This is a genomic window from Mizugakiibacter sp. (assembly GCF_039680435.1).
In the GTDB taxonomy this organism is placed as follows: domain Bacteria; phylum Pseudomonadota; class Gammaproteobacteria; order Xanthomonadales; family Rhodanobacteraceae; genus Mizugakiibacter.
In genome coordinates this window covers 51,236-67,497 of the sequence record NZ_JBDKSX010000141.1, presented here as the reverse complement: position 1 = coordinate 67,497, position 16,262 = coordinate 51,236, and the positions used below count along the sequence as shown (strand labels likewise).

Here is a 16,262-nt window from a genome sequence, read left to right as displayed (position 1 = left end):
ATCGCCGCGGCGAGCGGCAGTCGGGTCAGCCTCGCCCGTTGCGTTCTGGCTGGTTGTCTGAACTTGGTGCTGTGCATCGGTTCCCCCACTCTGTGATGATCGTCAGTAGGAAGTGCTAGATCGCTTCAGATTCCGGCACGTCGGGATAACGCTCCAGTACGGACCCCAGTGCCGATTGCAAAGGCGCCAGCCATGGCGCGTAGTGCTGCCAGTGATCCACGCCTTCGCGATAGATCGGCCTGCGCACCTGTTCCGAACTCGCCGTGCGCACCGGCCGCGCGTTTTCGAAGAATCGCAGGCAGGATTCCTCGAACGGCAGGCCGCAATACCCGAGCAGGCGCCGCACCTCGCCCTCGGTGTCCTCGACCATGCGCTCGTAGAAGACGCGGTGGATGCGCCCCGGCAACACGGTGTCGAAGTGCGCCATCAGCGCGACGTAGTCGCGGTAGTAGCGGCCGAGATCCTCGAGGCTGTAGCTGAAGCTCTGCCCGCGCGCGAAGTGCTGCTTGAAGCCGGAGAAGCAGCAGGCCAGCGGATGCCGGCGCGCGTCGATGATCTTCGCGTTCGGCAGCATCAGGTGGATCAGGCCGACGTGCATGAAGTTGTTCGGCATCTTGTCGATGAACAAAGGCGCCGAGGTCTTGCGCTGGATGCGGGTGTGGGCAAGGTAGCGCTCGCCCAGCGCGCGCAGCGCGTCGGCGTCGAGCGCGGCGAGCGCGTCGTGGTAAGGCATGTCGCTGTCGACGCCGCCCTGCTCGCGCAGCGCGCGCGTGATCGAGGTGACCTCGGGCAGCTCCATCGTGCCCTCGACCTGGCTGTGGCTGGCCAGGATCTGCTCGATCAGGGTGGAGCCGGCGCGCGGCAGGCCGACGATGAAGATCGGATCGCGCGCCTGGCTGCCGGCGCCGGCGCGCGCGGCGAAGAACTCGCGCGTGTAGCGCTCGCGGATGTGGCGCACGCGCGCGCGGGTGTCGTCGGCGCTGTAGTGCAGTTGCGCGCGGCGGATCGCGTTGCCCTGCGCGTAGTGCCGGAAGGAAGGCTCGTACTCGCCGGCGTCCTCGAGCGCCTTGCCGATGGCGAACTCCAGGTGCAGGCGGTCGTCGTCGCCCAGGTCGGTGCGCGCCAGTTGCCGGCGCATCGTGGCGAGGTCGTCGGCGTCGAAGCGGAAGGTCTTGAGGTTGGCCAGGCTCCACCAGACTTCGCCGAAGGACGGCTCGAGCTGCAGGCTGCGGCGGTAGGCGGCGATGGCGCGCTGCGTATGGCCGGCGGTCTTCAGCGCATGGCCGTAGCTCATCCAGACCTTCGGGTTGCGCGGGTAGTGCTCCAGCAGGTCGGCATAGATGCGGATGGCGGGCTCGTAGTCGCCGATCCGGCACAGCACCACCGCCTTGAGGTTGCGGTAGCCGGGATGGGCCGGATCCACCGCCAGCAGGCGCTCGACCTCGGCCAGCGACTGCTCGGGCTGGTTGTTGCGGTGCAGGACCAGGGCGTAGTTCAGGCGCGCGGCGTGGAAGCTCGGCGCCAGCTCCAGGCAGCGCGCAAGCAGGTTGAGCGCGTCCTCGTTGCGGCCCAGGCGGGCGGCGACCTCGGCGAGCATGCGGATCGCGGCGACGTCGGTCGGCGCCTGCTTCAGGTGCTCGCGCAGCAGTGCCTCGGCCTCGGGAATGCGGTTCTCGACCAGCGCGGTGGCGGCGGCCAGCAGGCGCGGGTCGCGGGTGGAATGGCGGACGTGGTTGGCGTAGGCGGCGTCGGCGTCGGCGTGTTCGCCGGCGGCCATGAGGTGGTCGCCGAGCGCGCGCCAGGCCTGCGGCAGATCGGGCTTCAGCGCCACCGCGCGACGCAGCGCGTCGATCGCTTCCTGGCCGCGCCCGCTGAGCCCCAGGGCCAGGCCGAGGTCGAGGTGCGCGAGCGCCCAGTTCGGCTGGGCCCCGGCCAGCGGTTCGAGGATCCCGAGCGCGCCCAGCACATCGCCCTGCGCCGCGCGCGCCGCCGCCAGCAGTCGCAACGCGACTGGGTGACCCGCGGCCACCGCGAGGATCTCCGTCGCCTGTTCGGCGGCCAGCGCGGGATTGCTGTCCAGCAGGCGCGCCGCGTGGGCCAGCGCCTGCTCCAGCGTGCCGGTGGCGGCCGAGCTCGTCACGGTTCGCACGCCCGCGACGGCACGGCGCGCAGGTCCGCGCCGAGGGTCGGGCGATGCGACGGGTGTGCAGCGCGTTGCATGGGGCGGCAGCAGCTCCTTAAAGTTCCTTTAACAATCTATAGTCAAATTCCAGCGACCGGTAGTAGGCATCGACCAAAATACGTTCGTCCTGGCCGTGCGAACGGTCGTCGTCGACGTCGTAGGCGATCCCGTTGAAGACGTAGGACGGCATCCCCGCCGCGCGCAGGAACACGCTGTCGGAAGCGCCGGCGGACATATAGGGCGACACCGGGATCGGCCCCCAGAGCCCGCGCGCCACCTTGGCGACTCGTGCGAACAGCGCCTCGTCCACCGGACTGGGCGGGCTGGGCTGCGGCGGCGCGACGCGGGCGATCTCGACGCCGGGGTCGGCCACGGCCTGGCGCAGCGCCGCATCCACGCGATCCGGGTCCTCGTCCGGCAGCAGGCGGCAGTTGACCGTGGCGCGCGCCATCTGCGGCAGCGCGTTCTCGGCGTGCCCGCCCGCGAGCAGCGTCGGCACGCAGGTCGTGCGCAACTGCGCGTTGTTGTAGGCGGAGGACGCCGCCAGCCGCGCCAGCGCCGCGGGATCGGACGGCGCGCGGGCGACGGCGCGCATGTCGGCCGCCATCGCGCCCGTGTAGTCCTTCGCCAGCGTCGCGTAGTAGCCGCGCGTGGCCGCGTTGCTGCGCAGCGGGAACTGCAGCGCCGACAGCCGTTCCAGCCCCTTGGCGAGTCGATAGATCGCGTTGTCGGGCGTCGGCAGCGAACTGTGCCCACCGGGGTTGTGCACGGTCAGGGTGTAGCTCAGATAGACCTTCTCCGCGGTTTCCACCGACAGCACGGCCGGCTTGCCGCCGCGGATCTCGGGGCCGCCGCCGTCGACGTTGATCGAATAGGCAGAACGGATCAGCTCGGGCCGGTGCGCCAGCAGCCACTGCACGCCGTTGGCGACGCCGTCTTCCTCGCCGGCGGTGAGCGCGAGGATGTAGTCGCCCTTCGGCACGAAATGTTCGCGGTGCAGGCGCAGCAGCGTCTCGACCAGGCCGACGCCGGCGCCCTTGATGTCCATGGTGCCGCGGCCGTAGAAGTAGCCGTCGCGCTCGGTCAGCGCGAACGGGTCGACGTGCCAGTCCCCGCGCCGTGCCTCGACCACGTCGAGATGCGCCAGCAGCAGGATCGGCTCGCGTCCGCCGTGGCCGCGCAGGCGCACCACCAGGTTGCGCCGGCGCGGATCGTCGCCGACCACCTGCACGTCCGCCGGCGCGAAGCCGGCGTCGAGGAAGCGCCGGGCGAGCTTTTTCGCCGCCACCGTGGTGCTGCCGTGTTCGGCGGTGGTGTCGATGGCGATCAGCTCGCCGAGCAGCTCGCGGCCCAGCGTGCGGTCGGCCTGCGGCGCCGTGTCGGCGGCGTGGCCGGCCAGCGGCAGCAGCAGCGCCAGCGCAGCGACGATGGGCAAGGAAGCGGTTCGGTTCATGGACGCTCCAGTGCCAGGGCCAGCCCCTGGCCGACGCCGATGCACAGGCTGACCAGCGCGCGGCGCTGGCGGTGGCGGCGCAGGGCGAATGCCGCCGTCATCGCCAGGCGCGCGCCGCTGGCGCCGAGCGGGTGGCCGAGCGCGATCGCGCCGCCGTTGGCGTTGACGCGATCGGCGCCGTCGGGCAGGTCGAGCGCGCGCGTGCAGGCGAGCACCTGCGCGGCGAACGCTTCGTTGATCTCGATGCGGTCGAAGTCGGACAGGCCGAGGCCGGTGCGCGCCAGCAGCTTGCGGATCGCCGGCACCGGGCCGATGCCCATCACGCGCGGCGCGACGCCGGCCGAGGCCATGCCGACGACGCGCGCCAGCGGTTCGAGGCCGTGCCGCGCCAGCGCCGCCTCCGAGGCCAGCAGCACGGCGGCGGCGCCGTCGTTGAGGCCCGAGGCGTTGCCGGCGGTGATGCTGGTGCCGGGGCCGAGCAGCGGCTTGAGCGCGGCCAGCTTCGCCGCCGTGGTATCGGCGCGCGGATGCTCGTCGACCTGCACGACGACCGTTTCCCTGCCGCGCGGCGCGTGCACGGCGGTGATTTCCTCCGCCAGCCAGCCCTGTGCTTGCGCGTTCGCGGCGCGCTGCTGGCTGCGCAGGGCGTAGGCGTCCTGGCTGTCGCGGTCGATGCCGCGCTCGCGCGCAAGGTTCTCGGCGGTCTGCGTCATCGAGTCGATGCCGTAGCCGGCCTGCATGCGCGGGTTGACCAGGCGCCAGCCGAGCGTGGTGTCCTCGAGCTTCTGCCCGCGCGCGTAGGCGCCGTCGGCCTTGGCCATCACGTAGGGCGCGCGGGTCATGCTCTCGACGCCGCCGGCGATCACCAGCTCGGCCTCGCCGCAGGCGATCGCGCGCGCGGCCTGGCCGATGGCTTCGAGGCCGGACGCGCACAGCCGGTTGACGGTGACCGCGGAAACGCTCTCCGGCAGCCCGGACAGCAGCACGGCCATGCGCGCGACGTTGCGGTTGTCCTCGCCGGACTGGTTGGCGCAGCCCAGGATCACCTCGTCCAGCGCCGCTCCGTCCAGCGCGGGATGGCGCGCCAGCAGCGCCGCGATCGGCAGCGCGGCGAGATCGTCGGCGCGCACGCCGGCCAGCGCGCCGCCGAGGCGGCCGAACGGGGTGCGCGTCGCGTCGACCAGGTAGGCGCTACTCATAGGCATGCTTCATCGCCAGGTGCGGCAGCCAGCCGACGCGCCGGATCGCCTGCTCGATGGCCTGCTGAGCCTCGCGCAGCGCCGGCAGGATCTGCTTCACCGCGCGCGCGGGGGCTTCCTCGCTGTACGGCATGCCGACGTTCCGCGCGGCGACGACGCGGCCGTCGCCGGCGCGGATCGGCACCGCGATCGAACACAGCCCCGGCTCCAGTTCGCGCACGACCAGCGCGTAACCCTGTTCGCGCACGCGTCGCAGTTCCGCCTTCAGCGCGCTTGCGGTGCGGATCGTCTGCGGCGTGTAGGCGCGGAATTTCTGCGCGCGCAGCCAGCGCGCCAGCTCGACCTCGGACAGGTCGGCCAGCATCACCCGCCCCATCGAGGCCGCGAACGCCGGCAGGCGCGCGCCCACGCCCAGCGCCACGCTCATCACGCGGCGCACCGGCACGCGCAGCACGTAGACGATGTCGCTGCCGTCCAGCACCGCCATCGAGCACGACTCGCCGACGCGCTGCGCCAGCAGCTCCATGCTCTGCTGCGCCAGCTCGGTCAGGTCCAGCGAGCTCAAGTAGCTGTAGCCCAGTTCCAGCACGCGCGGAGTCAGGAAGAAGCTGCGGCCACGGCTGCCGACGTAGCCGAGGTGCTGCAGCGTCAGCAGCAGGCGGCGCGCCACCGCGCGCGACAGGCCGGTGCTCTCGGCGACCTGCGACAGGCTGGGGCTGGGTTGATCGCGGTCGAAGGCGCGCAGCACCCTGAGGCCGCGCGCCAGCGATTGCACGTAGTCCGCGCTGTCCTCGAAGGAGGTCGTTGTCATACGCCACGGAGGTCCATTGACAGGCCGAGCGTAGAAGGTTTCCAATGGGTTCGCAATACGAATTCCTGTTCGATTATCGAACAAATCGGATCCGGGGGAACACGCTTGGCAAGCGAACGCGACAGCGTCCTGCACAGCTGGTGCGTGCAGTCGGAATGGCGGGCGCCGACCGTGGTCGGCGGCCGCGGCGCGTGGCTGGAACTGGAGGACGGACGCAGCGTCCTCGACATGAGCAGCCTGGCCGAATGCAGCAACCTCGGCCACCAGCACCCGGCCGTGGTCGAGGCGATCCGCCGGCAGGCGCAGCAGCTTTGCTTCGTCACCTCGGCCTGGGGCGCGCAGCCGCGCGCGGCGCTGGCCGAGGCGCTGCTGGAAAAATCCGGCTTCGACGGCGGACGCGTGTTCTTCACCCTCGCCGGCGCCGACGCCAACGAGAACGCGGTGAAGTTCGCGCGCCAGGCCAGCGGCAAGCCGCGCGGCCGCATCATCGCGCGCGACCGTTCCTACCACGGCGCCAGCTACGCCTGCATGGCGCTCTCGGGCGACGCGCGCACGCGTCCCCAGGCCGATCCCGAAGCCTTCGGCGTGCTGCGCGTGCCGCCGCCGTATGCCTACCGCTGTCCGTTCGGCAGCGCGGACGCGCCGACCTGCGGAACGCGCGCGGCCGCGGCCGTGGCCGAAACCATCGATCGCCACGGCGCGGAGACGGTTGCCGCGGTGCTGATGGAAGCCGATGCCGGCACCAACGGTATCGTCGCGCCGGACAGCTACTGGCCCGCGCTGCGCGAAGCGACCCGCGCGCGCGGCGTCTGGCTGATCGCCGACGAGGTGATGAGCGGCTTCGGCCGCTGCGGCGAATGGTTCGCCTGGCAGCGCCACGGCGAGGCCGGCCGGCCGGACCTGATGACGCTGGCGAAGGGCCTGACCGGCGCGCACCTGCCGCTCGGCGCGGTGGTGCTGTCGGCCGCGGTTGCCGCCAGGCTGCAACACGAGATGCTCTACACCGGCCTGACCTACTGCGGACATCCGCTGTCCTGCGCGGCGGGGCTGGCGGCGCTGCGCGCCTACGAGGACGAGGGCCTGATCGCGCGCTCGCGCGCGCTGGGCGCGCGCATGCTGACCGAACTGCAGGCGCTGCAATCGCGCCACGCCGTCATCGGCGACGTGCGCGGCGGCCACGGCCTGTTCGCGGTGCTGGAACTGGTCGCCGACCGCACCACGCGCGAGCCGCTGGCGCCGTGGCCGCAGGCCGCGCCGGCGCTGCGCGCACTGGTCGAGGCGGCGATGGCCGAGGGCGTGTCCTTCGCCACACGCGGCAACCTGATCCTGCTGGCGCCGCCGCTGGTGATCGAGGAGCAGGCGCTGGCCGACGCGCTGGCGCTGCTGGATCGCCTGCTGGCGCGCTTCTTCCCTTCCGCTTCCTGAGGAGACGCCGATGAGCTTCCGCCTCACCTACGCCACCATGTACAGCCCGCCCGAGGCGATGCATGAGCGCTTCGATGCGGCCATGGTGCGCGCCGAAGCCGCGCTGGGCGCGCGCCACCCGCTGTTCATCGGCGGCGCCGACCGCGACGCCGCGCAGCGCATCGAGCGTCGCAGCCCGTTCGACCGCGACCTGCGCCTCGGCGAGTTCGCGCTGGCCGACAAGGCCGACGTCGACGCGGCGATGGCGGCGGCGCACGCGGCGTACCCGGCCTGGCGCGCGACGCCGGTCGCCGAGCGCGCGCGCCTGCTGCGCCGCGTCGGCGAGATCATGGCGGAGCGCGTCTACGACATCGCCGCCGCCATGGTGCTCGAGGTCGGCAAGAACCGCATGGAGGCACTCGGCGAGGCGCAGGAGACGGTCGATTTCTTCCATCACTATGCGGACGACTTCGAGCGCCACGCCGGCTACGCGCACGCGCTGCCCGACGATCCGATCGAAGGTTTCGCCTCGCACAACGCCAGCGTGATGCGGCCCTACGGCGTGTGGGTGGTGATCGCGCCGTTCAATTTCCCGCTGGCGCTGGCCGGCGGGCCGACTGCGGCGGCGCTGATCACCGGCAACACGGTGGTGCTGAAGGGCGCCAGCGACACGCCCTGGGCCGGCCGCTTGCTCGCCGACTGCATCCGCGACGCCGGGCTGCCGCCGGGCGTGTTCAACTACCTGTCCGGCTCCGGCCGCGAAATCGGCGAGGCGCTGGTGCAGCACCCGCTGACCGCCGGCATCACCTTCACCGGCTCGGTGCCGGTCGGACGGCACCTGATGCAGCAGATGGCCGGCGGCGCGTATCCGCGGCCGTGCATCGCCGAGATGGGCGGCAAGAATCCGTGCATCGTCACCGAGCGCGCCGACCTCGAGCGCACCGCTGCCGGCATCGTGCGGTCCGCCTACGGCATGGGCGGGCAGAAGTGCTCGGCACTGTCGCGGCTGTACGTGCATGAGCGCGTCGCCGACGCGCTGATCGAGCGCCTGCAGGCGCAGATCGCCGCGATCCGCATCGGCGATCCGCGCCGGCGCGAGTTCTGGCTCGGCCCGGTGATCAACGCCAACGCCTACGCCAGCTACGCGCGCTACGCCAGCGAGCTGCGCGACGGCGGCGCGCGCCTGCTGAGCGGCGGCGCGCAGCTCGGCGAAGGCAGCGGCGGCGATCCTGCGCTGGCGCGCGGCTACTACGTAGAACCGCTGCTGGCCGAAGTGCCCCTGTCCCACCCCCTGTGGCAACACGAGATGTTCCTGCCGATCCTGACGCTGCACCGCTACCGCGACCGCGACGAGGCGATGCGGCTGGCCAACGACACGCCGATGGGCCTGACCGCCGGCTTCTTCGGCGGCGCCGACGAGGTGGCCTGGTTCCACGACCACATCGAGGCCGGCGTGACCTACGCCAACCGCCCGCAGGGCGCCACCACCGGCGCCTGGCCCGGCTACCAGCCGTTCGGCGGCTGGAAGGGCTCGGGCTCCACCGGCAAGGCGATCGCCTCGTTCTACTACCTCGCGCAATACCTGCGCGAGCAGTCGCGCACGGTGGTCGAATGAGCGCGGCGATCCTGTCGCTTGCGGAAGCGATCGAGCACTACGTCGCCGACGGCGCCAGCGTCGCGCTGGAAGGCTTCACCCACCTGATCCCGTTCGCCGCCGGGCACGAGATCATCCGCCAGCGCAGGCGCGACCTGCACCTGATCCGCATGACGCCGGATCTCGTCTACGACCAGATGATCGGCATGGGCTGCGCGCGCAAGCTCACCTTTTCCTGGGGCGGCAATCCCGGCGTCGGCTCGCTGCATCGCCTGCGCGACGCGGTCGAGCACCAGTGGCCGCACCCGCTCGAACTCGACGAGCACAGCCACGCCGGCATGGCCGCGGCGTTCTGCGCCGGCGCGGCGCGGCTGCCGTTCGGCATGCTGCGCGGCTACGTCGGCACCGACCTGCCCGCGCACAACCCCAACATCCGCCGCGTCGAATGCCCGTTCACCGGCGAGATGCTCGCGGCCGTGCCCGCGCTCAACCCCGACGTCACCATCCTGCACGCGCAGCGCGCCGACCGCGCCGGCAACGTCGCCATCGACGGCATCGTCGGCGCGGCACGCGAGGCCGCGCTGGCGGCGAAGACGCTGGTCGTCACCGTCGAGGAGATCGTCGACGCGCTGCCGCCGGCGATGAACGCCATCGTGTTGCCGCACTGGGTCGTCGGCGCGGTGGTGCACTGCCGCGGCGGCGCGTATCCGTCCTACGCGCAGGGCCACTACGCGCGCGACAACGCCTTCTATCGGCACTGGGACGGGATTGCGCGCGAGCGCGGCACCTTCCTCGGCTGGATGGAGGAACACGTGCTCGGCACGCGCGACCACCGCGCGTTCCTCGCCGGCCTGCAGCAGGAGGCCGCATGAACGCCTGCACGCGCGACGAATGGATGACGGTCGCCGCCGCGCGCCTGCTGCGCGACCGCTGCGTGTGCTTCGTCGGCATCGGCCTGCCCAGCGCCGCCTGCAACCTCGCGCGGCTGACGCACGCGCCGGACATCGTGCTGATCTACGAGTCCGGCACGATCGGCACGCGCCCGGACGTGCTGCCGCTGTCGATCGGCGACGGCGAGCTGGCCGCGACCGCGGCCTGCGTGGTGCCGCTGCCGGAGGTCTTCAGCCACTACCTGCAGGCCGGGCGCGTCGACGTCGGCTTCCTCGGCGCCGCGCAGATCGACCGCCACGGCAACATCAACAGCACCGTGATCGGCCCCTACGACGCACCGAAGACGCGCCTGCCCGGCGCCGGCGGCGCGCCGGAAATCGCGCTGCACGCCAAGCAGGTGTTCGTGATGCTGAAGGCATCGAAGCGCAGCTTCGTCGAACGCCTGGACTTCCGCACCAGCGCCGGCTACCTCGACGGCCACGGCGCGCGCGCGCGCAGCGGCGCGCCCGGCGGCGGCCCGCGCGCGGTCATCACCGACTTCGGCATGCTGGCGCCGCACCCGCAGAGCGAAGAGCTGCAGCTCGTCGCTCTGTTCGCCGGCGCCAGCGTCGAGGAGGCGCGCGCCGCGGTCGGCTGGCCGCTGGCGGTCGCCGACCACATCGACACGATCGCCGCGCCGAGCGCGCTCGAACTCGACACCCTGCGCGCGCTGAACGCGCGCACCCGCGAGGCGCACGCCCGCCCCGTGCGCATTCCCCTCTGAACCGGAGCACCGACGTGAACGCCGCACCGAAGTCCGTCCACATCCAGACCGCCCTGCCCGGCCCGAAGGCCCAGGCGCTGATCGCCCGCGACGCCGAGGTGACCTCGCCCTCGTATCCGCGCGACTACCCGTTCGTGATGTCGCACGGCCGCGGCACCGAGGTCTGGGACGTCGACGGCAACCGCTTCCTCGATTTCGCCGCCGGCATCGCGGTGTGCTCGACCGGCCACGCGCATCCGCAGGTCGTCGCCGCGGTGAAGGACGCGGCGGACAAGTTCCTGCACATCTCCAGCGACTACTGGCACGAGCAGATGACGGCGCTGGGCGAACGCCTCGCGCGGCTGGCGCCGATGCGCACGCTGGCCGGCGAGCCGGCGATGAGCTTCCTGTGCCAGTCCGGCACCGAGGCGGTGGAAGGCGCGCTGAAGCTGGCGCGCTACGTGACGCGGCGGCCGCGCTACCTCGGCTTCCTCGGCGGCTTCCACGGCCGCACCATGGGCTCGCTGTCGTTCACCTCCAGCAAGTACACGCAGCAGCTCGGCTTCGCGCCGACCATGCCGGGCGTGACGCACGTGCCGTTCCCCAATCCGTACCGGCCGCTGTTCGCCGGCGCCGACCAGGGCCAGGCGGTGCTCGACTACATCCGCATGCTGTTCGAGCGCAGCGTGCCGGCGGCGGAAGTCGCCGCGATCCTGGTCGAGCCGATCCAGGGCGAAGGCGGCTACCTGGTGCCGCCGGACGGCTTCCTCGCCGGCCTGCGCGCGCTGTGCGACCAGCACGGCATCCTGCTGATCTTCGACGAGGTGCAGGCCGGCGTCGGCCGCTCCGGCAAGATGTTCGCCTGCGAGCACTGGGGCGTGGCGCCCGACATCATGACGCTGGCGAAGGGCCTCGGTTCCGGCCTGCCGATCGGCGCGGTGGTGGCGAAGCGCTCGATCATGTCGCAGTGGAAGCGCGGCGCGCACGGCAACACCTACGGCGGCAATCCGCTCGCCTGCGCCGCGGCCAACGCCACGCTCGACCTGGTCGCCGGCGGCTTCGCCGACAACGCCGTGCGGGTCGGCGCGCACTTCATGCAGCGCCTCGCCGAGCTGGCGCGCGACTATCCCTGCATCGGCGAGGTGCGCGGCAAGGGCCTGATGATCGGCATGGAGCTGATCGAGCGCGACGCCGAGCGCACGCCGGCGCGCGCGCTGTGCGAGGCGGTGGTCACGCGCGCCTTCCACAACGGCCTGCTGCTGCTCTCCTGCGGCACCAGCACGGTGCGCTTCATGCCGCCGCTGAACGTCAGCACCGGCGAGGTCGACGAGGCGATCGCACTGTTGCGGCTCAGCCTCGACCAGGCGCTGAGCGGGAGCTGACGCCATGTCGCGCCGCCTGGCCGCCCTGCTCGCCCTCATCCTCCTCGCGGGCGCGGCGCAGGCCGCGCGCGAGCCCGTGCTCAAGCAGGTCGACCTGCCGCACAGCTACTACTGGCGCGAGCTGTACCTGCCGCAGCTCACCACCGGGCCCTCGTCGGCGACATTCCTGCCCGATGGCGACACGCTCATCTACAGCATGGGCGGCTCGCTGTGGCGGCAGCGCCTCGGCGACGACACCGCCACCGAGCTGACCCACGCCGCGCGCGCCTACGACTACCAGCCGGACGCCGCGCGCGACGGCCGCAGCGTGGTGTTCGCGCGCTACGACGGCAACGCGATCGAGCTGTGGCGGCTGGATCTCGCCAGCGGCCGCGAGCAGCGGCTGACTTCGGGCGGTGCGGTCAACGTCGAACCGCGGCTGTCGCCGGACGGCACGCGCATCGTCTGGGTGTCGACGCAGGGCAGCGGCCACTTCAACCTGTTCGTCGCCGACCTCGACGCCAGCGGCCTGCACGGCGCCCGCATGCTGCTCGGCGAGCGCAAGAGCGCGCTCGACCGCTACTACTATTCCGCGTTCGACCACGCGATCAACCCGTCGTGGTCGCCGGACGGCAGGACGCTCTACTACGTCAGCAATCCCGAGATCGCCTGGGGCACCGGCGACCTGTGGTCGGTGCCGGTGGACGATCCGACGCAGCGCCGCAAGGTGCTCAGTGAGGAAACCAGCTGGAGCGCGCGTCCGGAACTTGCGCCGGACGGCAAGCGCCTGCTCTACGCCAGCTACCACGGCCGCCAGTGGCAGCAGCTTTGGCTGACCACGCCCGACGGCGCGGCGCCGCTGCCGCTGACCTTCGGCGACTTCGACCGCCGCAACGCGCGCTGGTCGCCCGACGGCAGCCGCATCGCCTACATCGACAACCGCGACGGCAACACCGCGCTGCGCGTGGTCGAGGCGCTGGGCGGCGCGACGCGCGACGTCGTGCCGAAGCGGCGCGTGACCCGGCTGCCGCAGGCGCATCTGGTGCTCGACATCGTCGACGAACGCGGCGAGCGCACGCCGGCGCGCGTGGCGGTGCTCGCGGGCGACGGCCGCGCCTATGCGCCGGACGCCGCCTGGATGCACGCCGACGACGGCTTCGACCGCGCGCTGCAGTCGGCCGAGACGCACTACTTCCACTGCGCGCCGCCCTGCGCGCTGGACGTGCCGGCGGGCAAGGCCTCGATCTGGGTGCAGCACGGCTTCGCCTACGCGCCGTGGCGCGAGACGGTCCGCCTCGCCGCCAACCGCGAAACGGCGCTGCGCGCGCAGCTGCGGCCGCAGCGGCTGCCCGCTGCGTTCGGCGACTTCATCAGCGCCGACCTGCACATCCACATGAACTACGGCGGCCACTACCGCAACACGCCGGCCAACCTCGCGCGGCAGGCGCGCGCCGAGGATCTCGATCTCGCCTACGACCTCGTGGTCAACAAGGAGGAACGCTTCCCCGACATCGCCGCGTTCCGCACCGATGCCGATCCGGCCAGCACCGCGCGGACCCTGGTGCTGCACGGGCAGGAATACCACACCAGCTTCTGGGGGCATCTCGGCCTGCTCGGCCTGCGCGACCACTTGCTGATGCCGGGTTTCTCCGCCTACCGGCACACCGCGATGGCGAGCCCGTACCCGACCAACGGCGCGGTCGCCGACCTCGCCCACGCACAGGGCGCGCTGGTCGGCTACGTGCACCCGTTCGACACCCTGCCCGACCCCGCGCACGATGCGACGCTCAGCGACGAACTGCCCGCGGACGTGATCCAGGGCAAGGTGGACTACATCGAGATCGTCGGCTTCTCCGACCACAAGTCGACCGCGCAGGTCTGGTATCGCCTGCTCAACCTCGGCTTCCACCTGCCCACCGGCGCGGGCACCGACGCCATGGCGAACTACGCCTCGCTGCGCGGCCCGGTCGGCCTGAACCGCGTGTTCCTCGACACCGGCGGCAAGCGCGATGCGGCCGCGGCGATGGCGGCGCTGAAGGCGGGCCACGGCTTCGCCAGCAACGGCCCGCTGCTGGGGCTGCTGCTCGACGAGGCGAAGCCCGGCGACACGCTGGCCGCAGCCGACCGGCACCACTACCGCGTCGCGCTGCGCTCGCCGGTGGCGGTCGATCACCTGGAGCTTGTGCACAACGGCAAGGTGGTGAAGGCGTTCGCGCTGCGCGGCGACCGCCGCAGCCTCGATGCCGAAGGCGAGCTCGACCTCGCCGGCGGCTGGGTGCTGCTGCGCGCCTGGAACGACGGCGCCGATCCCGAGGTGCTGGACCTGTACCCGTACGCCACCACCAACCCGGTCTGGCTGGGCGACCACGTGCGCGCGCCGAGCGCGCGCGCCGATGCGGCCTGGTTCGCCGACTGGCTGACGCGCACCATCGAAGCGGCCGCCGCGCGCGACGACTACAACACCGCCGAGGAGAAGCGCGCGACGCTCGACGAGCTCGGCCGGGCGCGCGACGCGTATCGCGCGCTGGCGACCGGCGCACAGGGGTCCGAACCGCCGCACGGTGCCCGATGAACCGGCTCGGGCGCCTGCTGGTCCTGCTGGTCCTGCCGCCGCTGCTCGCGGCCGTGCATGCGCCGGCGCGCGCGGACGACACGCGCTTCACCGTCGCCGACATCAGCCGGCTCGCCGACGTCGGCGAGCCGGCGCTGTCGCGCGACGGCACCTTCGTCGCCTACACCGTCACCATCGCCAACCTCGAGCGCGACCAGCCGCAGTCGGACCTGTGGCGCGTGCGCTACGATGGCAGCGGCCGCACCCAGCTCACGCACACGCCGGACAGCAGCGAGTCGCAGCCGCAGTGGTCGGCCGACGGCAAGTGGATCGCGTTCCTGTCCGACCGCAAGCGCGACGCCGCGCAGGATGACGACGAGGCGACGACCCAGGTCTGGCTGATGCCCGCCGACGGCGGCGAGGCGCGCCGGCTCACCGACTTCCCGAGCGGCGTCGAGGATTTCGTGCTGTCGCCGGACGGCAGGCGGCTCGCGCTGATCGCCTTCGATCCCGAGTTTCCGCCCGGCGCGAAGAAACCGAAGAACCCGCCGCCGATCGTCACCGATCGCTTCCAGTTCAAGGACGACGCCAGCGGCTGGCTCGACCGCCGCCACAAGCATCTGTACCTGTCCGATATCGCCAGCGGCAAGGCCACGCTGCTGACGCCGGGCGCGCACGACGAGCAGCTTCCCGCATGGTCGCCTGACGGCAAGTGGATCGCCTACGTGACCAAGCGCGGCGCCGATCCGGATCGGCACCTGAACTACGACATCTACGTGATCGCCGCGCAGGCCGGCGCGCAGGAACGCCAGCTCACCACCTTCCCCGGCTCCGACCTGGATCCGTACTGGGAAACGCGTCCGGCGTGGAGCCCCGACGGCACGCGCATCGCCTACCTGCAAAGCGGCGAAGACAAGTGGATCTACTACGCGCCATGGCAGCTCGCGGTGATCGACGTCGCCAGCGGCAAGGCCACGCTGCCGGCGCCGATCGACCGCTGCTTCACCAAGCCGCGCTGGTCGGCGGACGGCAGGAGCATCTATGCGCTGGTCGAGCAGGCCGAGGTCACGCACCTGTCGCGCATCGACCTGCGCAGCGGCAAGGTCGCCGCGCTGACCGGCGGCGACCGCTTCGACGTCGATTTCGACGTGGCGGCCAACGGCCGCATCGTCGTGCTCGGCGGCGACGACCTGCACCCCTACGCGCTGGCCGCGGTCGAGCGCGATCGCCTGCGCGCGCTCGACGACCACAACGGCTGGCTGCGCGACAAGCGCCTGGCGCCCGCCGAGGCGCTGCACTTCCGCAGCGCCGACGGCACCGCGCTGGACGCGCTGCTGGTCAAGCCGCTCGACTACGTGCCCGGCCGCCGCTACCCGACGATCGTGCGCGTCCACGGCGGCCCGGTCTATCAGTTCAGCCGCGAGTTCATGCCCGACTGGCAGGTCTATGCCGCGAACGGCTACGCGGTGCTGGCGGTGAATCCGCGCGGCAGCTCCGGCCGCGGTTTCGATTTCGCGCGGGCCATCTATGCCGACTGGGGCAACAAGGACGCGCAGGACGTGCTCGCCGGCGTCGACCACGCGGTGCAGCTCGGCATCGCCGATCCCGCTCGCCTCGGCATCGGCGGCTGGAGTTACGGCGCGATCCTCACCGACCAGATCATCGCGCGCGATGCGCGCTTCAAGGCGGCCATCAGCGGCGCCGGCACCGGCAACATGTACGGCATGTACGGCGACGACGAGTACGCGCGCGAGTACGAGCTGGAGCTGGGCACGCCGTGGGGCAACCGCGAGGCATGGGACCGCGCCAGCTACCCGTTCCTGCACGCCGACCGCATCGCCACGCCGACCCTGTTCCAGTGCGGCGAGCGCGACTTCAACGTGCCCTGCATCGGCGCCGAGCAGATGTACCAGGCGCTGCGCTCGCTGAAGGTGCCGACCGAGCTGGTGGTCTATCCCGGCCAGCACCACGGCATCACGGTGCCGAGCTACCTGCGCGACCGCATGCAGCGCAACCTCGACTGGTACGACCGCTTCCTCAAGGCCGCCGGTGCGGACCCATGAGCGCGGCGGCG

Annotated in this window: 11 protein-coding genes; 7 read left to right on the top strand and 4 right to left on the bottom strand. The window is 72.0% G+C overall.

The window, feature by feature from the left end; translation table 11 throughout:
- Nucleotides 1-115: 115 nt before the first annotated feature.
- The 4 genes from ABFC67_RS15150 to ABFC67_RS15135 form a co-directional block, all read right to left on the bottom strand.
- On the bottom strand, nt 116-2,140 hold the full coding sequence (locus tag ABFC67_RS15150) for a sulfotransferase (RefSeq protein ID WP_346738866.1): 2,025 nt from the start codon (nt 2,138-2,140) through the stop codon (nt 116-118).
- 97 nt (nt 2,141-2,237) lie between these two features.
- Nucleotides 2,238-3,635, bottom strand: a complete 1,398-nt coding sequence (locus ABFC67_RS15145) for a M20/M25/M40 family metallo-hydrolase (RefSeq protein WP_346738865.1) — start codon at nt 3,633-3,635, stop codon at nt 2,238-2,240.
- Entirely contained in the window at nt 3,632-4,834 is a 1,203-nt protein-coding gene (gene pcaF, locus ABFC67_RS15140) for a 3-oxoadipyl-CoA thiolase (protein ID WP_346738904.1), read from the bottom strand. Before pcaF ends, ABFC67_RS15145 begins: the two co-directional genes overlap by 4 nt.
- Nucleotides 4,827-5,645 carry an IclR family transcriptional regulator C-terminal domain-containing protein gene (locus ABFC67_RS15135; RefSeq protein WP_346738864.1) on the bottom strand — a complete coding sequence of 273 codons (819 nt, stop codon included), beginning with the start codon at nt 5,643-5,645 and terminating at the stop codon, nt 4,827-4,829. Before ABFC67_RS15135 ends, pcaF begins: the two co-directional genes overlap by 8 nt.
- Before the next feature lie 105 nt (nt 5,646-5,750).
- Between ABFC67_RS15135 and ABFC67_RS15130 the strand changes: the two genes are divergently transcribed.
- From ABFC67_RS15130 to ABFC67_RS15100, 7 genes are read left to right on the top strand one after another with little or no spacing between them, the layout of a single operon-like run.
- Nucleotides 5,751-7,070 (top strand): aminotransferase class III-fold pyridoxal phosphate-dependent enzyme, encoded by a 1,320-nt coding sequence (locus ABFC67_RS15130; RefSeq protein ID WP_346738863.1) that lies wholly within the window; start codon nt 5,751-5,753, stop codon nt 7,068-7,070.
- A gap of 10 nt (nt 7,071-7,080) precedes the next feature.
- Nucleotides 7,081-8,664: an aldehyde dehydrogenase family protein gene (locus tag ABFC67_RS15125; protein WP_346738862.1), complete on the top strand. Its 1,584-nt coding sequence runs from the start codon at nt 7,081-7,083 to the stop codon at nt 8,662-8,664.
- The gene (locus tag ABFC67_RS15120; protein ID WP_346738861.1) at nt 8,661-9,515 is read left to right on the top strand and encodes a CoA-transferase; all 855 of its coding nucleotides are present in this window, start codon (nt 8,661-8,663) and stop codon (nt 9,513-9,515) included. Before ABFC67_RS15125 ends, ABFC67_RS15120 begins: the two co-directional genes overlap by 4 nt.
- Nucleotides 9,512-10,297, top strand: coding sequence for a CoA-transferase (locus ABFC67_RS15115; RefSeq protein ID WP_346738860.1), 786 nt, complete (start codon nt 9,512-9,514; stop codon nt 10,295-10,297). The genes ABFC67_RS15120 and ABFC67_RS15115 overlap by 4 nt, the downstream gene beginning before the upstream one ends.
- A 14-nt stretch (nt 10,298-10,311) precedes the next feature.
- Nucleotides 10,312-11,658, top strand: a complete 1,347-nt coding sequence (locus ABFC67_RS15110) for an acetyl ornithine aminotransferase family protein (RefSeq protein ID WP_346738859.1) — start codon at nt 10,312-10,314, stop codon at nt 11,656-11,658.
- A gap of 4 nt (nt 11,659-11,662) precedes the next feature.
- On the top strand, nt 11,663-14,209 hold the full coding sequence (locus tag ABFC67_RS15105; RefSeq protein WP_346738858.1) for a CehA/McbA family metallohydrolase: 2,547 nt from the start codon (nt 11,663-11,665) through the stop codon (nt 14,207-14,209).
- Nucleotides 14,206-16,251, top strand: coding sequence for a S9 family peptidase (locus ABFC67_RS15100; RefSeq protein ID WP_346738857.1), 2,046 nt, complete (start codon nt 14,206-14,208; stop codon nt 16,249-16,251). Before ABFC67_RS15105 ends, ABFC67_RS15100 begins: the two co-directional genes overlap by 4 nt.
- Nucleotides 16,252-16,262 lie beyond the last annotated feature (11 nt).